This is a genomic window from Crossiella sp. NPDC003009 (assembly GCF_053591555.1).
Genome location: NZ_JBSFUA010000002.1, coordinates 229,651 through 249,842, shown reverse-complemented (window position 1 = coordinate 249,842; position 20,192 = coordinate 229,651). Strand labels below are relative to the sequence as shown.

The window sequence follows — 20,192 nt, the reverse complement described above, 5'->3', positions numbered from 1 at the left end:
GGTTCCTATCCTGCCTGCTGTGACCACGCCGCGCCTGATCGTGCTGACCGGGATCTCCGCCGCCGGGAAGACCACCGTGGGCAGGCTGCTGGCCGAGTCCTTCCCGCGCGGCGCGTTCGTCGAGGGCGACCGGGTGCGCGAGATGGTGCGCACCGGGCGGGCAGACATGAGCCCCGACCCCGGTCCGGACGCGCTGGACCAGCTGCGGCTGCGCTACCGGCAGGCCGCGGCGCTGGCCGACTCCTTCGTCGCCGCCGGGTTCACCGCGGTGGTCGAGGACGTGATCATCGGGGCGGAGCTGCGCACCTTCCTGGCCGCGGTGCGCTCCCCGCTGGTGCACCTGGTGGTGCTCGCGCCGGCGACCACCGCGGTCGGCGCGCGGGAGACCGGGCGGGACAAGACCGGCTACGGCGGCGAGTGGACCGTGGAGGTGCTGGACCGGATCTTCCGCGAGCAGACGCCCCGGCTCGGGCTGTGGCTGGACTCCTCCGGCCAGACCCCGGCGGAGACGGTCCGGGAGATCCTGGACCGGCTGCCGGAGAGCCTGCTCAGCGATCCGCCGGAGCTGCTGCGCACCGAGCGGCTGCTGCTGCGCCGGGTCCGGGACGCGGACCTGCCCTCGGTGCTGGAGATCCAGTGCGACCCGGCCGCCAACGAGCACAACACCACACCGCCGAGCACGGCGAAGGCCACGGCTCAGCTGGCGGACTGGCAGCGGGTCTGGGCCGAGCGGGGCATCGGCTACTGGGCGATCGTGCTCGCCGAGACCGGCGAGACCATCGGCTTCGGCGGCATCGCGCCCCGCCGGATCAGCGGGACCGACTCGTACAACCTGTACTACCGGTTCCGGCCGTCGGCCTGGGGCAAGGGCTACGCGACCGAGATGGCCACGGCCGCGGTCGACTGGGCCGCCGAGGCGAGCCCCGACCGCCCGGTCATGGTGGCCACCATGCCGGACAACACCGCGGCCAAGCGGGTCGCGGCCAAGCTGGGCATGGTGCGGGTCGGCATCACCGAGGACTACGCCGACGAGGGCGATCCGGCGCTGGACCTGTTCCGCAGGCCGCTGCCCGCGCCCGAGGAGCTGCACACCGAACGGCTCTGGCTGCGCCGGCTCAGGGCGACCGACCTGGGCGACTGCACTGCGATCGGCGGCGCGGACGCGACCGGGACGCACGCCCAGGCGATGGCCGACTGGGCCGAGCGTGGCCTTGGTTACTGGGCGATCTGCTCGCCGGAGACCGGTGAGCTGCTCGGCTACGGCGGCCTGCGGCACGCCACGATCGACGGCACGCCCGCGCTGGACCTGGCCTACCGTTTCCGGGCCTCGGCACGCGGCCAGGGCTTGGCAGCCGAGCTGTCCCGCGCGGCGCACAACTGGGCCGAGCGCGCGAACCCGGAGCTCCCGGTGGTGCCCCGGCCCGCGACGGACGATCTTGTCGGTGGGTCCGTCTAACGTGCCGGACATGACCGAAGCGCCTGACCAGCTGCGCACCGAGCGACTGCTGCTCCGCCGGCTGCGCGAGGAGGACTTCGCGGAGTTCGCCGCGGTGCAAGGGGATCCGGCGTCCAACCGGTTCAACCGCAAGCCGCAGACCCCGGAGCGGGTGGCCGAGCTGTACCGGATGTTCCTGGACAACTGGGCGCGCGAGGGCATCGGCTACTGGGCGGTGCGCCTGGCCGAGACCGGTGAGCTGCTCGGCTACGGCGGGGTGCGCAAGGCCGAGATCGACGGACGCCCGTCGCTCAACCTGGCCTACCGCTTCCGGCCCTCGGCCTGGGGCAAGGGCTACGCGCCGGAGATGGCCAGGGCCGCGGTGGACTGGGCGGCGCGGGCATACCCGGAGCTGCCGGTCAGCGTGGTCACCCACTTCGACAACCTGCCCTCGATCCGGGTCGCGGAGAAGCTCGGCTTCGTGCTCGCCGGGACCACCGAGTACGGCGGCCAGGGACCCTCGGCGCTCTACCGCGACCCGGCCCACTGCCGGGGCAGCGGGGTCGGGACCTCCGGCGCGACCACGCCGACCAGCTGATCCAGCACCACGTCCGCCTGCCCGACCAGCAGGTGCTTCGCCCCGGGCAGCTCCACCACCCTGGCCTGGGCCAGCGGCGCGAACCGGACCCGTGCCTGCGCCGGTCGCAGGTGGTCGTCCAGCTCCGGCACCAGGCAGGTCACCGGCAGCCCGGACGCCGTCCACCGGGCCAGCGCCGCCGGGGTGCTCCAGCGCAGCGGCGGCGCAACCAGCACCGCGCCGCGCACCGCCGGGTGCACGCCGTGCAGCAGGGCCAGGTCGGTGCCGAAGGACCAGCCGAACAGCCACACCTCGGGCAGACCGCGAGCCTGGGTGAACGCCAGCGCGGCGGCCAGGTCGTGCCCTTCGCCCACGGCCGCCTCGAACTCGCCCTCACTGCGCCCGGCCGCGCTGGCGGTGCCCCTGGTGTTGAACCGGAGCACCGCGAACCCGGCCAGCGCGGGCAGCCGCCAGGCGGCCTTGCGCAGCAGGTGGGAGTCCATCATGCCGCCGTGCGTGGGCAGCGGGTGCAGGCAGACCAGGGTGGCCCTCGGTGGCCGGTCCACCGGCAGCGCCAGCTCGCCGACCAGGGTCAGGCCGTCCTCGGTGCGCAGCGACACGGGTTCGCGGACGGCCGGCAGCACGGTGTTCGGGCCGATCGGGGTGCTCACGACCACCGCCGGGTCGGGCCGCGCCGGGACCGCGCGCCCCAGCAGCCGCTGTGCCAGTGCCGCCGGTCCGAAGCCGAGCCCAGCTCATCCGCGGGCCAGGCCACCACGTGCGGCACACCCGGCCGGATCTCGTGGTCGCAGCCGGGGCAGCGGTAGTACTTGGTGGTCTGGGAACCGGGCACCGAGCGGACGATCCAGTCGCCGTCCGGGCCGGACTCGGTGCGGTTGTCCCCCAGGCCGCCGCCCAGCGGCCGGTGGCCACCACGATCGGCGCCCTGGGATCGGTCACGGCGGGGCACGAGGAAAAACGGTAACCCGGGCGGATCAGCGGAGCGCGATCAGACCTCGGTGGCGATCCGCGGCCAGAGCCCGCCGGGGTGCTCGGCCAGGGGCAGCCACAGGCTGGGCTGGCGCTGGCGGCAGGTGTCCCCCGCTTCCGGGTGCCATGGCCAGTGGCCGTGCCGGTCCGGCCAGACCACCTGGAGGAACGGCGGGGTCCGGTGCCGGTAGAAGCCGACCGCGATGCCGAAGAGGCCGTCGTGCCAGCTGTCGTCGGCCGCGCGCAGCCGCACCGGATGGCCCTCCAGCACGTCGGTCAGCTCCGCGCCGTCGGTCAGCCTGCCGCCGCCGGGCACCCGGTCGGCGAGCTCGTTCACCCAGGTCAGCATGTCCTGCCCGTGGAGCCCGAACATGGCCAGCTCCGGCTGCCGGAAGGAGTGCCACAGGCCGTAGCTGAACGCCCAGCCGGGCTCCCGCGCGCCGTCCAGGATGCCCACCACGCCCCAGCCGTGCCTGCGCACGGTGCCGATCTCGCGCTCCCACTCCGCGCCGCCGCGGGCATCCGGCGGCTCGCAGATCAGGCAGGCGCACTCCGTTGTGGTCGGCACAGCCGAACGGTAACCCCGGATGCCGCACAATGGCGGCATGCCGCGTTATGAGTTCCGCTGCCGCGAGTGCGCCGGCACCTTCGAGCTGTCCCGCCCGATGAGCGCGTCCAGTGACCCGGCCACCTGCCCGGACGGCCACACCGACACGGTGAAACTGCTGACCACGCTCGGGATGACCGGTCGCGGTGGCGCCGCGCCCGCGCCCGCCGGCGGCGGCGGGGGCTGCTGCGGTGGCGGCTGCTGCGGCTGATCCGCCCTTGACCTCCAGTTAGCTGGAGCAGCCAGCCTGGCGGCATGTCGTCCGCGAAGAAGCTCACCCTCGGCGTGATCCTGCCGCCGATCCCCGCCACCGGCCCGGCGCTGACCGTGCCCGCCGCCGCCCGCTTCGCCGAGGAGCTCGGCCTGGACGGGGTGTGGCAGGGCGACCACCTGGCCATCGGCAGGCCCACCCTCGACCTCGGCGTCGGCCTGGCCGCGGCCGCCGCGGCGACCACCAGGGTGCGCATCGGGGCCAGCGTGTTCGTGCCCGCGATCCGGCCGCTGGCCTGGGCGGCGAAGCTGGCCGCCAGCCTGCAGGAGGTCTCCGGCGGCAGGCTGGTGCTGGGCATCGGCTCCGGCGGGGGCGAGGCCCAGTGGGCCGCGGCCGGTATCCCCTACGCCGAACGCGGCCCGCGCACCGACCGCGCGCTGACCCTGCTGCCCAGACTGCTCTCCGGCGAGCCGGTGCTGCTGCCCGACGAGCCGGGCAAGCCCGAGCTGGACCTCACCGTGCGAGTGCCGGTGCCGCCGTTCTGGGTCGGCAACGACTCCCCGCCCGCGCTGCGCCGGGCCGCCCGGCTGGGCCAGGGCTGGTTCCCCTCGCTGGTGTCCCCGGAGCGGGTGCGCGCGGGCCGGGCACAGCTGGCTGAGCTGGCCGGGGACCGCCCGCTGCCCACCATCGCGGTCGGCGCGGTGTCCGCCCTCGGCGACGAACCGGGCCTGGCCGACCGCCACGGCATCGCCGAGCAGATCAGCCGCGCCTACCAGCGGTCCGTGGCGGAGGTGCTCTCCGTGCCGCTGACCGGCAGCCCGGCCCAGGCCGCCGAGCAGCTCGCCGCCTACCGGGAGGCCGGGGCCGAGCACATCGTGTGCGGTTTCGCCGGTGGCGCCTGGCGGCGGCAGGCCGAGCTGCTGGCCGAGGCGGGCAGGCTGCTGGGCTGACCTGACCGGGTGGCGCCGCCCACCCGAACCGGCGACCGGGGCTGTCCCGGGCCGCCGCGACCGGCTAACCAGGGAGGCAACCCGGCCAGTCGGAGGAAACCATGCGCAAGCCAGTGGCAACGGTCATCATCGCGGCGGTCCTGGGCGCGGCCCTGGCCAGTCCGGCGGCCGCCGTGCCCGCCGACGCCGAGGAGTGCGTGGCCTACGCGGTGTCCGAGGCGGACGCGGGCTTCCTGCTCGCTGACCTGGCCTGCTCCGCGGCCACCCTGATGGAGTGCTACCAGCTCTTCCGCGCCGAGTACGGGCCACAGCTGTGGGCGCTGACGGCCTGCGCGATGCGCTAGGGCAAGTCCGCGCAGCAGGGTTCCTCCGGCTGGTCCGCGCAGCGGGACTCCTCCGGCTGGTCCGCGCAGCAGGGCTCCTCCGGCTGGCCCGCGCAGCGGAACTCCTCCGGCTGGGCCGCGCAGTAGGGCTCGTCCGGCTGGTCCGCGCGGCCCGGCACCTTCCGCTCGCCCGCACACCCTGACTCCTCCGGCTGGCCCTTGCGTTCCCCTCGCGCGACTCCTAGCGTTGCAAACGCTTACATTCTGTGCCGACTGAAAACCGCCGCCTCTTCGCAGCAGTCCCCGCTCCGCCACGCGGGCCAGTGGAACCGCATCGAGGAGACCCGCTCATGAACCGAACCTGGCCCTCCCGCCTGCTCGTCCTGGGCATCGCGGCCGCCACCACGCTGGCCGTGGCCACCCCAGCGCCGGCCGCACCCGGCGCCACCTTCAACATCCGCGACCACGGCGCCAAGGGCGACGGCAAGGCCATCGACTCGCCCGCCATCGACAAGGCGATCAGCGCGGCCAGCGCCGCGGGCGGTGGTGTGGTCGAGGTGCCGGCCGGGACCTACCTGTCCCGGTCCATCCACCTCAAGAGCAACGTCACCATCAACCTGGCCGCCGGGTCGAAGATCATCGCCGCCGGCCGCGGCATGGACAAGCCGGAGCCCAACGAGTTCGACGACTACCAGGACTTCGGGCACAGCCACTTCCGCAACGCCCTGATCTGGGGCGAGCACGTGTCCAACATCCACTTCACCGGCACCGGCAGCATCGACGGCGACAACAAGCTGGAGACCAGCAACACCCCGGCCGCCGGCGTCGCGGACAAGGCGATCTCGCTGAAGTTCTGCCGGAACGTCACCTTCACCGGCATCACCATGCGCCAGGGCGGGCACTTCGCGGTGCTGGCCAACGGCTGCGACGGGATGCGGTTCAGCCGGGTCAAGATCCTCACCTCCGAGGACCGGGACGGGATCAACATCATCAACAGCTCGAACGTGGAGGTCGCCGACTCCCTGGTGGAGGCCAGCGACGACGCGGTGGTGTTCAAGAGCGACTACGCGCTCGGCAAGACCTTTGTCAGCCGGCACAACGTGGTGCGCGACTCCACCATCAAGTCCACCGAGAACAACGCGCTCCAGTTCGGCTCGGAGACCTGCGGCGACTTCCGCGACCACCGGTTCAGCAACCTCAAGATCACCGGCGCGGGCAAGGCAGGACTGGGCATCGTGTCCATGGACGGCTCGGTGATCGAGGACATCCACTACGACAACATCACCCTGACCCGCACCGCCGCGCCGATCTTCCTGCACGTGGGCAAGCGCTCGCGCTGTCCTGGCAAGCCACCGGCCGGGAAGATCCGCGACATCACCTTCACCGACATCTCCGGCACGAACCTGATCTCGCCGGCCACCGTGCCCGGCGGCCCCGAGCACACCAGCACCATCACCGGCCGCACCGACTCGGCGATCGAGAACGTCAGCTTCACCAACGTCCGGCTGACCGTGCCCGGCAACCACCCCGCCTCGGACGCGAACCGGGTGCCGCCGGAGAACAGCACCGAGTACCCGCCGCGGATCTTCGGCGTGCGGCCCTCCTTCGGCTTCTGGATCCGGCACGCCAAGGACATCAGGTTCGCCGGCAGCACGTTCGAGTTCGACCAGAACGACGGGCGGCCCGCGTTCCTGGCCAACGACACCAGCGGCGTGGTGATCAACGGCGTCCGGGTGGAGCGCAGCACCGGGCCCTACGACGTCACCTTCCAGAAGAGCAGCGGCCAGTCGGTGACCGGCAGCTCCACCACCACGGGCGCGGAACTGCGCACCCGCACGCAGAACTAGTCGGCGCCGGTCGCGGCCAGCACGGCCACCGCGCCGTCCGGCCGCACCGCCAGCAGGCCCAGCGAGCCCGGCTCGCGGTAGAACCACGGGCCGTCCACCGCGAACTGCCACCACCGGCAGCGCGCCTCGCCCGGCCGCGCGACATCGGCGAGCCGGGCGAGCGCCTGCCTGGTGTGCAACCGGGCGTAGGCGCCGCTGCCCTCCTGGGCGGTGGTCGCGAACACCGCGGCGAAGGCCCCGGCCAGGTCCAGCTCGCGCAGCCGCACGCTCTCCGCCCCGGCCAGGCACTCCAGCGGCAGGCTGGTCAGCAGGTCCGGCTGCCAGGGCGCGCTCAGCCGGAACAGCCCGCTCTCCACCCGGCCACCGGCCCCGGCCAGGCGGTGCCGGGTGCCGGGGGCCACCTCGTCCAGCGCCCAGGGCAGCCGCTCGACCGTCGCGGTCGGCTCCGCGCCGCCCTGGTCCGGCCACAGCGGCAGCGTCCGGTAGGGCTCGGTGGCGGCGCGGACCTGCTCGAACTCGGCCAGCCGCAGCGGCAGCTCACCCAGCGGGTGCGTGCCGTGCAGCGCCTCGGCGTAGGCCACCGCCTCCGGCACCGCGGACAGGTCGCCGTGCCGCAGCACCGTCTCCTGCAGCAGGCAGGCCAGCACCTCGTCCTTCGGCCCGGCGTCGGCGAAGAAGGCGTCCAGGTTCTCCAGCGGCTGCCCCGCGGCCAGCAGCGCGGCGGCCCTGCGCTGGTCCGGCACCGGGATCCGCTCGTCCCCGGCCAGTTGCAGGGCGGCCACCACGCTGAACGCGCCCGGCCGGGCGGCCAGCGCGGTGATCACGCCCCAGCGCACCACCGCCGCGGCCGCGGAATCCGCTTCCAACAGCGCTTCGCCGAGGTGCAACAGCTCGTCGATGCGCCCGGCGTCCGCCCAGCCCTGGACGAGGGTCAGCTCCTCGTCGCAGGACTCGGCGGTGCGCAGCCTGCTGACCATCTCGTCGATCGTGGCCTCCACGATCCCTGAGGCTACCGAGCCCGCTCAGGCGGTGTAGTCGCGGAATCCCTTGCCAGTCTTGCGACCCAGCCGACCTGCGGTAACCAGGTGTTCCAGCAGCGGAGCCGGTGCGAACCCGGCCTCGCGGAACTCCAGGTACAGCTCGCGCTGGATGGCCAGGGCCACGTCCAGGCCGACCACGTCCAGCAGCGCGAACGGGCCCATCGGCAGGCCACAGCCGACCTTCATCGCGTTGTCGATGTCATCGGCGGAGGCGTAGTGCGCCTCCAGCATCTTCACCGCGTCGTTGAGGTAGGGGAACAGCAGCGCGTTGACGATGAACCCGGCGCGGTCGCCGCAGGTCACCGGGTGCTTGCCGAGCTTGCGGCAGACCGCCTGCGCGGTGGCCACCACCTCGGGCGCGGTGGAGATGGTGTGCACCACCTCGACCAGCTTCATCACCGGCGCGGGGTTGAAGAAGTGCAGGCCGACCACGTCGGCGGGGCGGCTGGTGACCGCGGCCAGCTCGATCACCGGCAGCGAGGAGGTGGTGGTGGCCAGCACCGCGCCCGGCTTGCACACCTCGTCCAGGGTGGCGAAGACGGCCTTCTTCACCGAGAGCTCCTCGGCGACGGCCTCGACCACCAGGTCGGCGTCGGCCAGGTCGCCGAGGTCGGTGGTCACCTGCACCCGGCCCAGCGCGGCGTCCCGGTCTTCCTCGGACAGCTTGCCGCGCAGCACGGCCTTCTCCAGCGAGCGGCGCAACGCGTCCAGCGCGGACTTGGCCTTGCCCTCGCTGCGGGCCCGCACGATCACGTCGTGACCGGCCTTGGCGAAGACCTCCACGATGCCGGTGGCCATGGTCCCGGTGCCGACCACGCCGACCCGCTGCACCTCGCGGACCTGCTCGTGCTCGCCGCCCTCGGCGCTGACCGCGTCCACCACGGTGGGCGAGTCGGGCGCGTCGTAGGTGTAGAAGCCGCGCCCGGTCTTCCGGCCGAGCAGCCCCGCGGTGATCATCTGCTTGAGCAGCGGCGCGGGCGCGTGCAACCGGTTGCGGGACTGGTGGTACATCGTGTCGAGGATCTCGTAGGCGGTGTCCAGCCCGATCAGGTCGAGCAGCGCCAGCGGGCCCATCGGGTAGCCGCAGCCCAGCTTCATGGCCGCGTCCAGGTCCTCGCGGGTGGCGTAGCGGCCCTCGAACATGCGCACGGCGTGGTTGAGGTAGCCGAACAGCAGCGCGTTGGCGATGAAGCCCGCGCGGTCGCCGATGACCACCGGCACCTTGCCCAGGCGCTCGGCCAGCGCGGTCACGTCGTCGACCACGTCCGGCTCGGTGACCACGGTGCGGACCACCTCGACCAGCTTGAGCACCGGCGCCGGGTTGAAGAAGTGCATCCCGACCACCTTGCCCGGCCGGGAGGTGTGCACGGAGAGCTCGGTGACCGACAGCGAGGAGGTGTTGGAGGCCAGGATGGTCTCCGGCGGGCAGATCCGGTCCAGCTCGGCGAAGACCTGCGCCTTGAGCTCCATCCGCTCCGGCACCGCCTCGATCACCAGGTCCGCCTCGGCCAGCGCCTGCAGCGAGGTGGTGAACTCGATCTGCGCGAACAGCGCGTCCTTGCCCGCCTCGTCCAGCTTGCCCCTGCGCAGCGCCCGGTCGGTGGAGTGCTCCACGTGGCCACGGCCGCGGGCCAGCGCGTCCTCGGTCACCTCAACCGCGATCACCTTGAGCCCGGTGCGCGCGAACACCTCCGCGATACCAGCGCCCATGGTGCCCAGACCGACGACTCCCACGGTGGTGAAATCACGCGTCACGACTCTGCCTCCCACGACTTCGGGGGACCCGCTGACGGGTGCTACGGGCCAGTAACTTGTGGTGATAGTGCCACGCTGCGTGTTGTTTTCCCCGGTGAGGTTCGCCACGGGGGTAAGCCTAGAGAGCGGGCAGCTTCGGCCAGACCTCGGTGGCCACCTCGCGAGCGAGAGGACAGTTCTCCTCCGCAGGCAGTGCGCTGTACACCGCGACCCGCGCGTTCTCCAGGTAGTTCTGGCCGAACCGGATGTGCCTGGTGTCCACCCGGCAGGAGGGCGGCAGGCCGCCACCCGCGGGCTGCGCGCGGACCAGCGAGTCCCGCCCGCCGATCCGCTCCTCGGCCGCCGGGGTGGCCGGGTCGGGGTCCACCACGCTGAAGGTGACCAGCAGCGAAGGCGAGTCGGGGTGGCGGCCGCCCCACTGGCAGACGTGCCGGTTGCCGTCGCCGTTGGGCTGCGGGGTGTCGATGCCGGGGACCTTGGCGGCCAGTCCGGCAGGCACCAGCGGGCAGGGGTCCACGCCGGCGAGGGAGTTGGGCGGGTAGGCGCGGGTGCGGACGCCGCCGGCGCGCAGCACCGTGCGCACCGACTCGGCCGCGGCCTCGGCCACCTCGCAGAGCTGGGCGTCCGCGCCGCTGACGTCCACCGTCACGTAGCGCAGGTCGGGCAGCAGCACCACCGAGCCGCAGGAGTCGGCCACCGCCTTGGCCCGGCCCACCCGCACCCCGTCCCGCTCCACCAGCTCGAAGCCGAGCTGGTCGGCGGCGTTCGCCGAGGCCAGGCGGCCGCCGGAGGCCAGCGTCACGGTCAGCTCGGCGACCCCGTTGCGCAGCGCGAAGCGGCAGTCGTCGAAGTTGAGCTCAGGCCCGGGCACCTGGGTGCCGAAGCGGCTGAGTGCCTCCGGCGCGACCAGGCTGCACGGGTCAAGGCGAGGCCAGTCCGGCGCGGGGGCGCCCGCGCCCGGACCGGCCTCCGGCGTGCCGCAGCCGACCAGCACGGTCGCCAGGACCGCGCAGACCAGAACGCCGCTGGCACCCATGATCCGCAGGGTAGGCGCGGATCAGCTGGCTCACTCGTCGAAACCGCGTTCCGCCAGCGCTGCCACCCGAGCGAGTGCCTCCTGAGCGTCCGGGCCGACCGCGCGCAGCGTGATCCGGTCGCCGCCGCGCGCGCCCAGACCCATCAGCGCGAGCACGCTGGCCGCGCTGACCTCCTGGTCGCCGAAGCGCACCGAGGCCTCCACGTCCAGCTCGGCCACGGTCCTGGCCAGCAGCGCGGCCGGCCTGGCGTGCAGGCCGACCTCGTTGCGCAGTTCGATCTCCAGCTCGACCAGCCCGCTGGAGCTGGGTTCGGCGTGGCCGTGGCCGTGCCCGTGGTCGTGCCCGTTGGCGCCCAGGAACAGCTCGTCCACGGTCTCGCCGATGGCGAAGGCGGTCGCGGTCGCGGCGGCGTCGGCCACCTCGTCCAAAGTGGACCCACCCTGCGCGGAGACCGCGGCGGCCACCGCGCCCTCGGCCAGCGGCGCGTCCACCACCACCGCGCGGCCGGGGTCGCCCAGCACCTCCACGGCCAGCTCGGCGATCATCTGCGCGCTGCCCAGGTCGTAGAGCAGCACCACGCCCTCGCCGTCGTCGGCGCGTTCCAGCGCGGCCGAGACGGTGTCCAGGTCGGTGCCGAGGCCGCCGTCCTCCGGCAGGCCGCCCGCGGCCAGGATGCGCACCTCCGGCGCCATCTGCTGGGCCAGCTCCACCACGCCCTCGGCCAGCTTCGCGCTGTGCGAGACGATCACCAGTCCCACCCGGCGGCTCATCGCGCGCCGCCGGCGTGCCGCGCCAGCGCGGTCAGCAGCAGGGAGGTCGAGCGCGCACCCGGGTCGATGTGCCCCGCGCTGCGCTCGCCAAGGTAGGAGGCGCGGCCCTTGCGGGCGACGAGGGGCTCGGTCGCCGCCGCGCCGTCCGCCGCCGCGGCGGCGGCCGCGGACAGGGTCGCAGGCACATCGGCGCCCTCGGCCGCGGCGGACTCCGCGGCGAGCACCGCGGGGGTCAGCGCGTCCACCATCGTCTTGTCCCCCGGTTCGGCCTTGCCCCTGGCCACCACGCCGTCCAGCGCCGCCCGCAGCGCCGTGGCCACGGCGGTCGCGTCCAGCTCGGCGAGCCCGTCCACCGCGGCTCCCGCGCGCAGGAACGCGGTGCCGTACAACGGCCCCGCCGCCCCGCCCACCGTGGAGATCAGCGTCTTCGCCGCCGCCTTGAGCACCGATGCCGGCCCCGACCATCCTCCTCCGTCCATTGTGGACACCACGGCGGTGAAGCCCCTGCGCAGGTTCTCCCCGTGGTCGGCGTCACCGATCCGGCGGTCCAGCTCGACCAGCTCGTCCCGGTGCTCGATCACCACCGCGGCCGCCGCGGCCAGCGCGGCGACAAGATCCTCTGTCGAACAGCCCATCACATCCCCCACCGCAGAGCCGCGGTCCGCACCGGCGCGTCCCAAAGATCAACCAGTTCGTCATCCAGCTTGAGCAAGGTCAGGCTCATCCCCTGCATCTCCAGACTGGTCACATAGGACCCGACCAGTCGCCGTCGCACCGTGATACCGCGTTCGGACAGCAGTTTTTCCGCGATTCCGTGCGCGAGGTAGAGCTCGATCTGCGGGGTGCCGCCCATGCCGTTGGTCAGCAGCAGCACCTCATCGCCCTCGGCGTAGGGCAGGTCCTCGACCACCGCGTCCACCAGCCTGCGCACCAGCGCGTCGGCCGGCTCCACCGGCAGCCGGGCCCGGCCTGGCTCGCCGTGGATGCCGATGCCCAGCTCCATCTCGTCCTCGGCCAGGGTGAAGCTGGGCTGCCCGGCGTGCGGCACGGTGCACGCGCTCAGCGCCATGCCCAGGCTGCGGGTGCGCTCGACCACCTTGCGCGCCAGGCTCTCGCACGCGTCCAGGTCGTCCCCGCGCTGCGCGGCCGCGCCGACGATCTTCTCCACCAGCACGGTGCCGGCCACGCCCCGGCGGCCCGCGGTGTAGAGCGAGTCCTTGACCGCCACGTCGTCGTCGACCACCACGGTGCGTACCTCGGTGCCCTCGACCGCGGCGAACTCGGCCGCGGTCTCGAAGTTGAGCACGTCCCCGGTGTAGTTCTTCACGATCAGCAGCACCCCGGCCCCGCCGTGCGCCGCCTCGATCGCGGCCTGCACGCCGTCCGGGGTGGGCGAGGTGAACACCGGGCCGGGCACCGCGGCGTCGAGCATGCCGGGCCCGACGAACCCGCCGTGCAGCGGCTCGTGCCCTGACCCCCCGCCGGATATCAGCGCGACCTTGCCCTCGACCGGCGCGTCCGCCCGGTGGATGACGGCCGGATCGGTGCGCACGGTGAGCAGGTCGGCATGGGCCAGTGCCATCCCGCGCAGCGCCTCGGACACCACGTCGGCCGGATCATTGATGATCTTCTTCACGCCGGTCTCCTCGCGGTTGGGGGACTGATCGTCTTTACTACACCGCCTTCGCCCCAGTGCCAAAGGGCACATCCGCGATGGCCTGACGAGCGCTTTCCCGGAGTTATGGTGAGCCTAACCTCAGGAAAGTCAGGAGAACCGGTGACAAACAGGACCAGGCGGCTGGCGGCGACGGCCATGGGTGGGCTGCTCGTCCTGCTCGCGGGCTGCGGCGGCGCGAAGCCGGCGGACGTGCCGGCGGTGGCCGCGGGCGGCGCGGACTTCGGCAAGGCGGGCGAGCAGTCCGCGCAGTTCGGCACCACCGCGGCGCCGGGGGTCTTCCCCAGGGTGGTCAAGCACGGCATGGGCGAGACCACGCTGCCCAAGCGCCCGGAGCGGGTGCTCGTGCTGGACACCGGCGAGCTGGACAACGTGGTCGCCCTCGGCGTCAAGCCGGTCGGCGTCGCCTACACCGAGGGCAGCCCGGCCATGCCCGCCTACCTGGCTGATCGCGCCGGGGCCCCGGAGAACGTGGGCACCGCCAACGCGCTGAAGCTGGAAGCGATCAAGAAGCTGCAGCCGGACCTGATCCTGGGCTCCAAGCTCCGCGCCGAGGCCCAGTACAAGATCCTCTCCGACATCGCCCCGACCGTCTTCAGCCTCCGCCCGGGTTACACCTGGAAGGAGAACTTCCGCCTCAACGCCGCCGCCCTGGACCGCACGGCCGACGCGGAGAAGATGATCAAGGACTACGAGGCGCACGCGCTGGCCGCGGGCAACCGGATCGAGGCCAAGCAGGGCAAGCGCCCCACGGTGTCCATGGTCCGGTTCATGCCCGGCCGGATCAGGCTGTACGCGAACAAGTCCCTGATCGGCACCGTGCTCGCCGACGCCAAGCTGCCCCGCCCGCAGTCCCAGCAGGTCGACGACCTCGCGGTGGAGGTCAGCTCGGAGAACCTGGCCAAGGCCGACGGCGACGTGATCTTCATCGGCACCTATGGCGACCCGGCCAAGACCGCGCAGAAGGACGTGCTGGCCTCCCCGATCTGGCAGCAGCTCAGCGCGGTCAAGGCGGGCAAGTCCCACTCCGTCAACGACGAGACCTGGTACCTGGGCCTGGGCGTGCTCGCCGCGGACTCGGTCATCTCGGACCTGGAGCGCCTGCTCGGCTGACCCGCGAGGGGCGGCCCAGCGCCGCCCCTTGCCAGCTCAGTGTTCCGGCCAGCTCAGTGTTCCGGCCAGCTCAGCGCCGGTGCACCAGTCGCAGGATGCGCAGCAGCCGCCGCACGGTCCGCGAGCCGCGCGCGAAGGACATCGGCTGCAACGGCGCCTTGAACTTCTGCCGCGTCACCGCCTGCGTCCTGGCGAACTCGCGCAGCCCGTCCGCGCCGTGGATCCGCCCGAACCCGGAGTCCCCGATCCCGCCGAAGGGCAGCGCGGGCACCGCGGCGAAGGAGACCACCGAGTTGACCGAGACCATCCCGGCGCGCAGCCTGCGGGCCAGCTCCATCCCACGCGAGCGGGAGAAGACCGTGCCGCCGAGCCCGTAGCGCACCGCGTTGGCCAGCCGGACCGCCTCGTCCACATCGGCCACCCGGTTGATGGTCAGGGTCGGCCCGAAGGTCTCCTCGGTGATGGCCAGCGAGTCCTCCGGCACGTCCAGCAGCACCACCGGCTCGACGTAGGGCGCCCGCACCGACTCCTTGCCGCCAACCACCGCCATCGCGCCCTTGCTCAGCGCGTCCTCGATGTGCGACTGGATGATCGGCACCTGGCCCGGCATGGTGATCGGCCCGAGGTCGGCGGTCGACTCGGCCCCCGGCTTGAGCCGCCCGGCGATCCTGGTGACCCGCTCGGTGAACTCCTGGGCCACCGAGTCGACCACGTACACCCGCTCCACACCTACGCAGGTCTGCCCGGCGTTGGCCATCGCGCCCCACACCGCGGCCTGGGCCGCGGCTTCCAGGTCGGCGTCGGCGTCCACGATCAGCGCGTCCTTGCCGCCGCACTCCACCAGCACCGGGGTCAGCGTCTCCGCGCAGGCGGCCATCACCCGCTTGCCGGTGGCGGTCGACCCGGTGAAGGCGAGCTTGTCCACCCCGGCCTTGCACAGCGCGGCCCCGGTCGCGCCGAACCCGGTGACCAGCGAGAACACCGGCCACTCCGGCACCACCTCGGCGAAGGTGTCCACCAGCCAGGCGCCGACCCCAGGGGTCAGCTCACTCGGCTTGAACACCACCGCGTTGCCCGCGGCCAGCGCGTAGGAGATGGAGCCCATCGGCGTGTGCGCCGGGTAGTTCCACGGCCCGATCACGCCGATGACACCCAGCGGCAGGTACTCCACCGTGGCCGCCTGGTTGGACATCAGCAGACCGGCGGAGACCTTGCGCCGCTTGAGCACCTTCTCCGCGTTCTTGGCCGCCCACTGCAGGTGGTCGACCACGAGCACCAGTTCCAGCCGGGCGTCGTCCAGCGGCTTGCCGGTCTCCGCGCAGATCACGCCTGCCAGCTCGTCCAGCCGCTTGAGCAGCAGGTGCCGCCAGGCGTCGAGCCGCTTCTTCCGCTCGGCGAACCCCAGCTCACCCCACCACTGCTGAGCCTCCCGCGCCCGCTCCACCGCGGCGCGCACCTGCAACGCCGAGTGCACCGGGTACTCGCCGACCACCTCGGCGGTCCGAGGGTCCAGCGAGGTGAAGGACTCGGCCTGTTCGCGTACCGCCCCGGTCATCGGCGCCTCCGACAGCTCAACGTCGCACGGACCCTTGTTACCGCACAGTAGTCGTCCGTGTGGGCTGCTGTCAGCCCGCCCTCGGGGGCAGCCCCGGGCATGGACCGCCCGGGTGACCGGCGGCTCAGGTCTTGGGGAACTTGCCCTTGAGCGCCTTGACCACGCCGATGGCCTTGCCGCAGGCGTCGTAGCCGGGCGTGTTGGGCACGTCGGTGACCTCGACCGAGACCACCTCGGCCTTGGTGCCCTCGGTCGTCCGGTAGGGCCAGCTGATCTCGCACCGGGGGTGGCTGGTGTTGGAGAACTTCTTGTAGACGGTCAGGCTGTCATCCACCTTCACCTCCTCCGGCTTGAGCGACTTGATTTCCTTGGGGTTGGTCGCCACCCCCAGCTCGATCTTGAGCGAGAGCCCGTCGCTGCGCCGCCAGCTGCACTGGTGCAGCCGCCACGGGAAGATCGGCGGCACATTGGTCAGCACCTCGGCCAGCGCGACCTGGTCCAGCACGGTGCAGGTGTCCACCTGGGCCAGCACCCCGGACTCGGGCGTCCGCTGCGGCGCGTTGCCCTTGATCCGGTTGATCACGGCCGCACCCGCCTTGTTGCTCAGGTCGCAGCGGTTCTCCACCTCGGAGCGCACCGAGACGCCGATCCCGAGCGAGTACGAGCCCTCCTGAACCAGGATCTTGTGGTCGCAGAAGCTCTGGTTCACGCTCTGGTCCGCTTTGAGCCCGCCCACCTCCTTGGTCAGCCGCTTGCTCTCCAACAGCATGTTGATACCCAGCTCGACCTTCACCGAGGCGGTCTTGCCGTCCTTGCGCAGGGTCACCGAGCACTCGTCGTACCCGGCCTGCACCGGCGACCCGGCCTCACCCAGCTCCGCCAGCGGCTCCGCGTCGATCACGCCACACGGATCCACCTTGCGCAGCCGCTCCGGCGCGAACGCGGGATCCACCGGCCGCCCTTCGGGCACCCCGCCGTTGCTCCCGGTCGGCTCGGCGGCCGGGATGGTCGACCGCGAGTGGTTCACCTTGGCCAGGTTGGCGTCGGTGCCACAGGAGGCCACTCCCGCCAGCAGGGCGAACGCGGCGAGCAGTGAGGGCAGAGACTTCACGCGGAACACGAGGTGCACGGTAGCGAGCCCACGCCCACGCCGTGCGCCGAACCCGCCGATCCAGGCCGCCACATCCGCAGACCGCCGGGGTGAAGGTCCCGGGGACACTCGAGGCGGAGGCCCGGGGGACGGCCGGAGGCGGAGGCCCCGAAGCTGCCACAGCCATCGCCACCACCGCGCCACCGCCGCGCCGCCATCGGGCCGCCATCGGGCCGCGACGCGCGGTGCTCGCCGGGCCGCGACGCCGCGAGACCAGGGCTGCCACGGGTCGGGACCGGGACTGCCGCAGCTCAAGACCGGGGCTGCCACGGGTCGGGACCGGGACTGCCGCAGGTCGGGAACGAGGCTGCCGCGGGTCGAGACCAAGGCCGCCGCAGGTCGAGAACGAGGCCGCCGCAGGTCGGGAACGGGCATCGTGGCCGGCACCGGAGCTGTCCCTGCCGACAGCCGGGGCCGTGCTCGACGACCGATCACCTCCTGGCCGCTCTCCTATCTGAGTCGCATCTGGTCCTCCTCCGCTCGCTGGGCTGGTCGCCGGGGCACGGGAACGACGCTGCCAGACCAGCCGAGGCCGGGAAAGCCAGCTCGGCACCGCCTGTGGACAACTCGGCACTTGTGGATAACTCGCCGGATTCGCCGTCGGGCGGGGTGGGAGGGTCGCCGGGATGCGGTAGGCAGGTTCCATGCGACGACGAGCGAGGACGCGGTCCGGTTACCGCAAGTCAACAGACGCGTTAAAGCGCCAGGTGAATAGCCGTGTGCCGGATCACGGACGGTTTCGGGAACGATACAGAAGCCTGGAGCGATGTACTAGGTGAGCGGATTGACCGCTCAGGAAACGAACCACGAAGGAGCAAGATGAGCGACCGCAACACCAGGAACGCCGGGACCCGCACTCGTCCGGTGCGCGCCAGGCTGGGCCGGGCGGTGCGGTGGGTGGACGCCTGGACGCTGGAGGCGTTCAACCCGGTCTACCCGCACCGCCGGACCAACCGTTGAGCTAGCGGCTACTGCCCGCCGGCGCCAGTGGCGTCGTCGGCGGCTTCCGCCTCCGTCGGCATCCGCAGCGGGCGCGCGACGGTCCAGATGACGAAGAACGCGGTGACCGCGAGCATCGCGATACCGGTCCACAGGTTGATGTTGATCCCGCCGGTCTTGAACAGGTCTGCCTCAGTGGTGTCGAACAGGCCCACGAAGGTGAGGACCACCCCGTAGATCCCGAACAACAGCGCGATGATCAGGCGCAGGTCGAACAGGCTCGCCATCCCACTGGACGGCTTCGCCCCGGTCGCTTGTTCAGCCATGGTCCCTCCCTCAGCCGACGAAGATGTTGAGCAGGATGGTCAGCACCAGCACGCCGCCGCCCAGCAGCGCGGGCGAGCGGTACCAGCCGGCGTCGTCGCCGGTCTTGGAGTGGGTGCGGGTCTCCTTCGGCGTCAGGCTGTAGACCAGGCCGACCAGCTCGGAGTCCGGCTTGGGCTTGGTCGCCAGCGAGACCGCGACGCTGACCAGGATGTCCACCACGAACGCCGCGCCGGCGCCGATGAAGCTCGCGCCCTGGCCGGGCAGGTCCAGCACCTGGATGCCCAGCTTCGGCTCGGAGAGCAGCCACACGGTGACCGCGGCCAGGGTGCCCGCGACCAGGCCGGTCCAGCCCGCGGTCGGGGTCATCCGCTTCCAGAACATGCCCAGGATGAACGTGGCGAACAGCGGCGCGTTGAAGAAGGAGAACAGCGCCTGGATGTAGTCCATGATGTTGGACCCGCCCAGGTTCGCCGCGATGAACGCGGTGCCGATCGCGATCACGCACGCGCCGACGGTGGCCAGCCTGCCGATCCGCAGGTAGTACTCGTCCGGCCGGTCCTTGCGGACGTAGTCCTGCCACAGGTCGTAGGTGAAGACCGTGTTGAACGAGCTGACGTTGGCCGCCACACCGGCCATGAACGAGGCCAGCAGACCGGCGATGGCCACACCGAGCACGCCGTTGGGCAGCAGGTCGCGCATCAGGTACAGCAGGACCTGGTTGTACTCCGCGCCGGAGCTGTGGTCACCGGCCTTGATCGCGGCGATGTCCGGCACCAGGACCGCGCCGATGATGCCGGGGATGATGATGATCGCCGGGATCAGCGCCTTGGGGTAGGCGCCGATGATCGGGGTGCGCCGGGCGGCCGACATGCTCTTGGCCGACATCGCGCGCTGGACCTCGGCGAAGTTCGTGGTCCAGTAGCCGAAGGACAGCACGAAGCCGAGGCCGAAGACCAGGCCGATGACGCTGAGCGTGCCGTCGGCGATGCCGGTCAGGTTGCTGGCCGGCCAGGTGGACAGGTTCTGGGTGCCGCCGGTGCTGGCGGTGACCTTGGCGACCAGGCCCTCCCAGCCGCCGATCTTGTGCAGCGCGATGATCGTGATCGGCGCCAGCGCGGCCACGATGACGAAGAACTGCAGCACCTCGTTGTAGATGGCCGCGGACAGCCCGCCCATCGTGGTGTAGGCGAGCACGACCACCGCGGCGATCACGATGGACAGCCAGATCGGCCAGCCGAGCAGCACGTTGATGATCACCGAGAGGGCGAACAGGTTGATGCCGGCGATGAGTACCTGCGCCACCGCGAAGCTCAGCGCGTTGACCAGGTGCGCGGGGCGGCCGAACCGCCGTCGCATGAACTCGGGGACGCTGCGGACCTTGGATCCGTAGTAGAACGGCATCATGACCAGGCCGAGGAAGACCATGGCCGGGATCGCGCCGATCCAGTAGTAGTGCACCGTGGCCAAGCCGTACTGGGCACCGTTGGCCGTCATGCCCATCAGCTCGAGAGCGCCGAGGTTGGCCGAGATGAAGGCCAGCCCGGTCACCCACGCCGGCAGCGAACGGCCGGAGAGCAGGAAGTCGAGACTGGTGGACACCGAGCGTCGGGCCATGTAGCCGATGCCCAGCACCAGTACGAAATACACCGCGAGCAACGCGTAGTCGAGCAGGCTTGCGTCTAGACGCAGGCTCGAAGCGGCGAGCGCTTCCACCCGGGCTCCACCTCCAAGGTCAGCACGGTCGTCGTCCGACGTGACGGCGGTACCGTAATGCCTTCATCACAGGTCAGCTACACAGAGGTCAGGGGCTTCTCCATCGATGCAGGTGGGAGCGCTTACAAGTTTCCGGCCTGTGGATGTCGCCACCAATCGAGCCGGAAAGCTGCGTACT

The 20,192-nt window shown here is 72.0% G+C and carries 22 protein-coding genes; 8 read left to right on the top strand and 14 right to left on the bottom strand.

Annotation, left to right across the window (positions count from 1 at the left end; genetic code table 11):
- The first annotated feature begins 19 nt into the window (after positions 1–19).
- Complete coding sequence (locus tag ACWDY5_RS03180) at positions 20–1,456, top strand: GNAT family N-acetyltransferase (RefSeq protein WP_449720718.1); 1,437 nt, start codon at positions 20–22, stop codon at positions 1,454–1,456.
- Between the two features lie 10 nt (positions 1,457–1,466).
- Entirely contained in the window at positions 1,467–2,033 is a 567-nt protein-coding gene (locus tag ACWDY5_RS03175; RefSeq protein ID WP_449720717.1) for a GNAT family N-acetyltransferase, read from the top strand.
- Here the strand turns inward: ACWDY5_RS03175 and ACWDY5_RS03170 are convergent.
- The 3 genes from ACWDY5_RS03170 to ACWDY5_RS03160 are packed head-to-tail and all read right to left on the bottom strand — an operon-like array spanning position 1,964 to position 3,570.
- Positions 1,964–2,683, bottom strand: coding sequence for an alpha/beta hydrolase (locus tag ACWDY5_RS03170; RefSeq protein ID WP_449720716.1), 720 nt, complete (start codon positions 2,681–2,683; stop codon positions 1,964–1,966). The genes ACWDY5_RS03175 and ACWDY5_RS03170 overlap by 70 nt on opposite strands.
- Entirely contained in the window at positions 2,680–2,982 is a 303-nt protein-coding gene (locus ACWDY5_RS03165) for a hypothetical protein (protein WP_449720715.1), read from the bottom strand. The genes ACWDY5_RS03170 and ACWDY5_RS03165 overlap by 4 nt, the downstream gene beginning before the upstream one ends.
- Before the next feature lie 39 nt (positions 2,983–3,021).
- Positions 3,022–3,570, bottom strand: a complete 549-nt coding sequence (locus ACWDY5_RS03160) for a DUF4262 domain-containing protein (protein ID WP_449720714.1) — start codon at positions 3,568–3,570, stop codon at positions 3,022–3,024.
- Between the two features lie 37 nt (positions 3,571–3,607).
- Between ACWDY5_RS03160 and ACWDY5_RS03155 the strand changes: the two genes are divergently transcribed.
- The 3 genes from ACWDY5_RS03155 to ACWDY5_RS03145 all read left to right on the top strand — a co-directional run bounded on the left by ACWDY5_RS03155 (position 3,608) and on the right by ACWDY5_RS03145 (position 5,114).
- Entirely contained in the window at positions 3,608–3,820 is a 213-nt protein-coding gene (locus tag ACWDY5_RS03155) for an FmdB family zinc ribbon protein (RefSeq protein ID WP_283661227.1), read from the top strand.
- Between the two features lie 44 nt (positions 3,821–3,864).
- Positions 3,865–4,770: an LLM class flavin-dependent oxidoreductase gene (locus ACWDY5_RS03150; protein ID WP_449720713.1), complete on the top strand. Its 906-nt coding sequence runs from the start codon at positions 3,865–3,867 to the stop codon at positions 4,768–4,770.
- Between the two features lie 101 nt (positions 4,771–4,871).
- Positions 4,872–5,114: a hypothetical protein gene (locus tag ACWDY5_RS03145; protein ID WP_449720712.1), complete on the top strand. Its 243-nt coding sequence runs from the start codon at positions 4,872–4,874 to the stop codon at positions 5,112–5,114.
- On the opposite strand, the gene ACWDY5_RS03140 is transcribed toward ACWDY5_RS03145, so the two are convergent.
- Complete coding sequence (locus ACWDY5_RS03140; RefSeq protein ID WP_449720711.1) at positions 5,111–5,272, bottom strand: hypothetical protein; 162 nt, start codon at positions 5,270–5,272, stop codon at positions 5,111–5,113. The two genes, ACWDY5_RS03145 and ACWDY5_RS03140, sit on opposite strands and share 4 nt — an antisense overlap.
- 171 nt (positions 5,273–5,443) lie before the next feature.
- Between ACWDY5_RS03140 and ACWDY5_RS03135 the strand changes: the two genes are divergently transcribed.
- The gene (locus ACWDY5_RS03135) at positions 5,444–6,940 is read left to right on the top strand and encodes a glycoside hydrolase family 28 protein (RefSeq protein ID WP_449720710.1); all 1,497 of its coding nucleotides are present in this window, start codon (positions 5,444–5,446) and stop codon (positions 6,938–6,940) included.
- On the opposite strand, the gene ACWDY5_RS03130 is transcribed toward ACWDY5_RS03135, so the two are convergent.
- From ACWDY5_RS03130 to dhaK, 6 genes are all read right to left on the bottom strand, one after another.
- Complete coding sequence (locus tag ACWDY5_RS03130) at positions 6,937–7,938, bottom strand: DUF6183 family protein (RefSeq protein WP_449720709.1); 1,002 nt, start codon at positions 7,936–7,938, stop codon at positions 6,937–6,939. The two genes, ACWDY5_RS03135 and ACWDY5_RS03130, sit on opposite strands and share 4 nt — an antisense overlap.
- A 24-nt stretch (positions 7,939–7,962) precedes the next feature.
- The gene (locus ACWDY5_RS03125; protein WP_449720708.1) at positions 7,963–9,735 is read right to left on the bottom strand and encodes a 3-hydroxyacyl-CoA dehydrogenase family protein; all 1,773 of its coding nucleotides are present in this window, start codon (positions 9,733–9,735) and stop codon (positions 7,963–7,965) included.
- Positions 9,736–9,853: 118 nt separating this feature from the next.
- Positions 9,854–10,771: a hypothetical protein gene (locus ACWDY5_RS03120; protein WP_449720707.1), complete on the bottom strand. Its 918-nt coding sequence runs from the start codon at positions 10,769–10,771 to the stop codon at positions 9,854–9,856.
- A gap of 30 nt (positions 10,772–10,801) precedes the next feature.
- Positions 10,802–11,542 carry a dihydroxyacetone kinase phosphoryl donor subunit DhaM gene (gene dhaM / locus ACWDY5_RS03115; protein ID WP_449720706.1) on the bottom strand — a complete coding sequence of 247 codons (741 nt, stop codon included), beginning with the start codon at positions 11,540–11,542 and terminating at the stop codon, positions 10,802–10,804.
- A complete protein-coding gene (gene dhaL, locus ACWDY5_RS03110) occupies positions 11,539–12,177 on the bottom strand; it encodes a dihydroxyacetone kinase subunit DhaL (protein WP_449720705.1) in 639 nt (212 codons plus the stop codon). The genes dhaM and dhaL overlap by 4 nt, the downstream gene beginning before the upstream one ends.
- A complete protein-coding gene (gene dhaK / locus ACWDY5_RS03105) occupies positions 12,177–13,178 on the bottom strand; it encodes a dihydroxyacetone kinase subunit DhaK (protein WP_449720704.1) in 1,002 nt (333 codons plus the stop codon). Before dhaK ends, dhaL begins: the two co-directional genes overlap by 1 nt.
- A 141-nt stretch (positions 13,179–13,319) precedes the next feature.
- Here dhaK and ACWDY5_RS03100 point away from each other — a divergent pair, with 141 nt between their 5' ends.
- Complete coding sequence (locus ACWDY5_RS03100; RefSeq protein ID WP_449720703.1) at positions 13,320–14,330, top strand: ABC transporter substrate-binding protein; 1,011 nt, start codon at positions 13,320–13,322, stop codon at positions 14,328–14,330.
- 70 nt (positions 14,331–14,400) lie between these two features.
- On the opposite strand, the gene ACWDY5_RS03095 is transcribed toward ACWDY5_RS03100, so the two are convergent.
- Together ACWDY5_RS03095 and ACWDY5_RS03090 are read right to left on the bottom strand one after the other, a co-directional pair.
- A complete protein-coding gene (locus ACWDY5_RS03095; RefSeq protein ID WP_449720702.1) occupies positions 14,401–15,885 on the bottom strand; it encodes an aldehyde dehydrogenase family protein in 1,485 nt (494 codons plus the stop codon).
- Positions 15,886–16,009: 124 nt separating this feature from the next.
- The gene (locus tag ACWDY5_RS03090) at positions 16,010–17,005 is read right to left on the bottom strand and encodes a hypothetical protein (protein WP_449720701.1); all 996 of its coding nucleotides are present in this window, start codon (positions 17,003–17,005) and stop codon (positions 16,010–16,012) included.
- A gap of 849 nt (positions 17,006–17,854) precedes the next feature.
- Here ACWDY5_RS03090 and ACWDY5_RS03085 point away from each other — a divergent pair.
- Positions 17,855–17,995: a hypothetical protein gene (locus ACWDY5_RS03085; RefSeq protein ID WP_252484057.1), complete on the top strand. Its 141-nt coding sequence runs from the start codon at positions 17,855–17,857 to the stop codon at positions 17,993–17,995.
- A gap of 8 nt (positions 17,996–18,003) precedes the next feature.
- Here the strand turns inward: ACWDY5_RS03085 and ACWDY5_RS03080 are convergent, their stop codons facing one another.
- Positions 18,004–18,300, bottom strand: a complete 297-nt coding sequence (locus ACWDY5_RS03080; protein ID WP_449720700.1) for a hypothetical protein — start codon at positions 18,298–18,300, stop codon at positions 18,004–18,006.
- A gap of 10 nt (positions 18,301–18,310) precedes the next feature.
- On the bottom strand, positions 18,311–20,014 hold the full coding sequence (locus ACWDY5_RS03075; protein ID WP_449720699.1) for a sodium:solute symporter family protein: 1,704 nt from the start codon (positions 20,012–20,014) through the stop codon (positions 18,311–18,313).
- Positions 20,015–20,192: the final 178 nt, after the last annotated feature.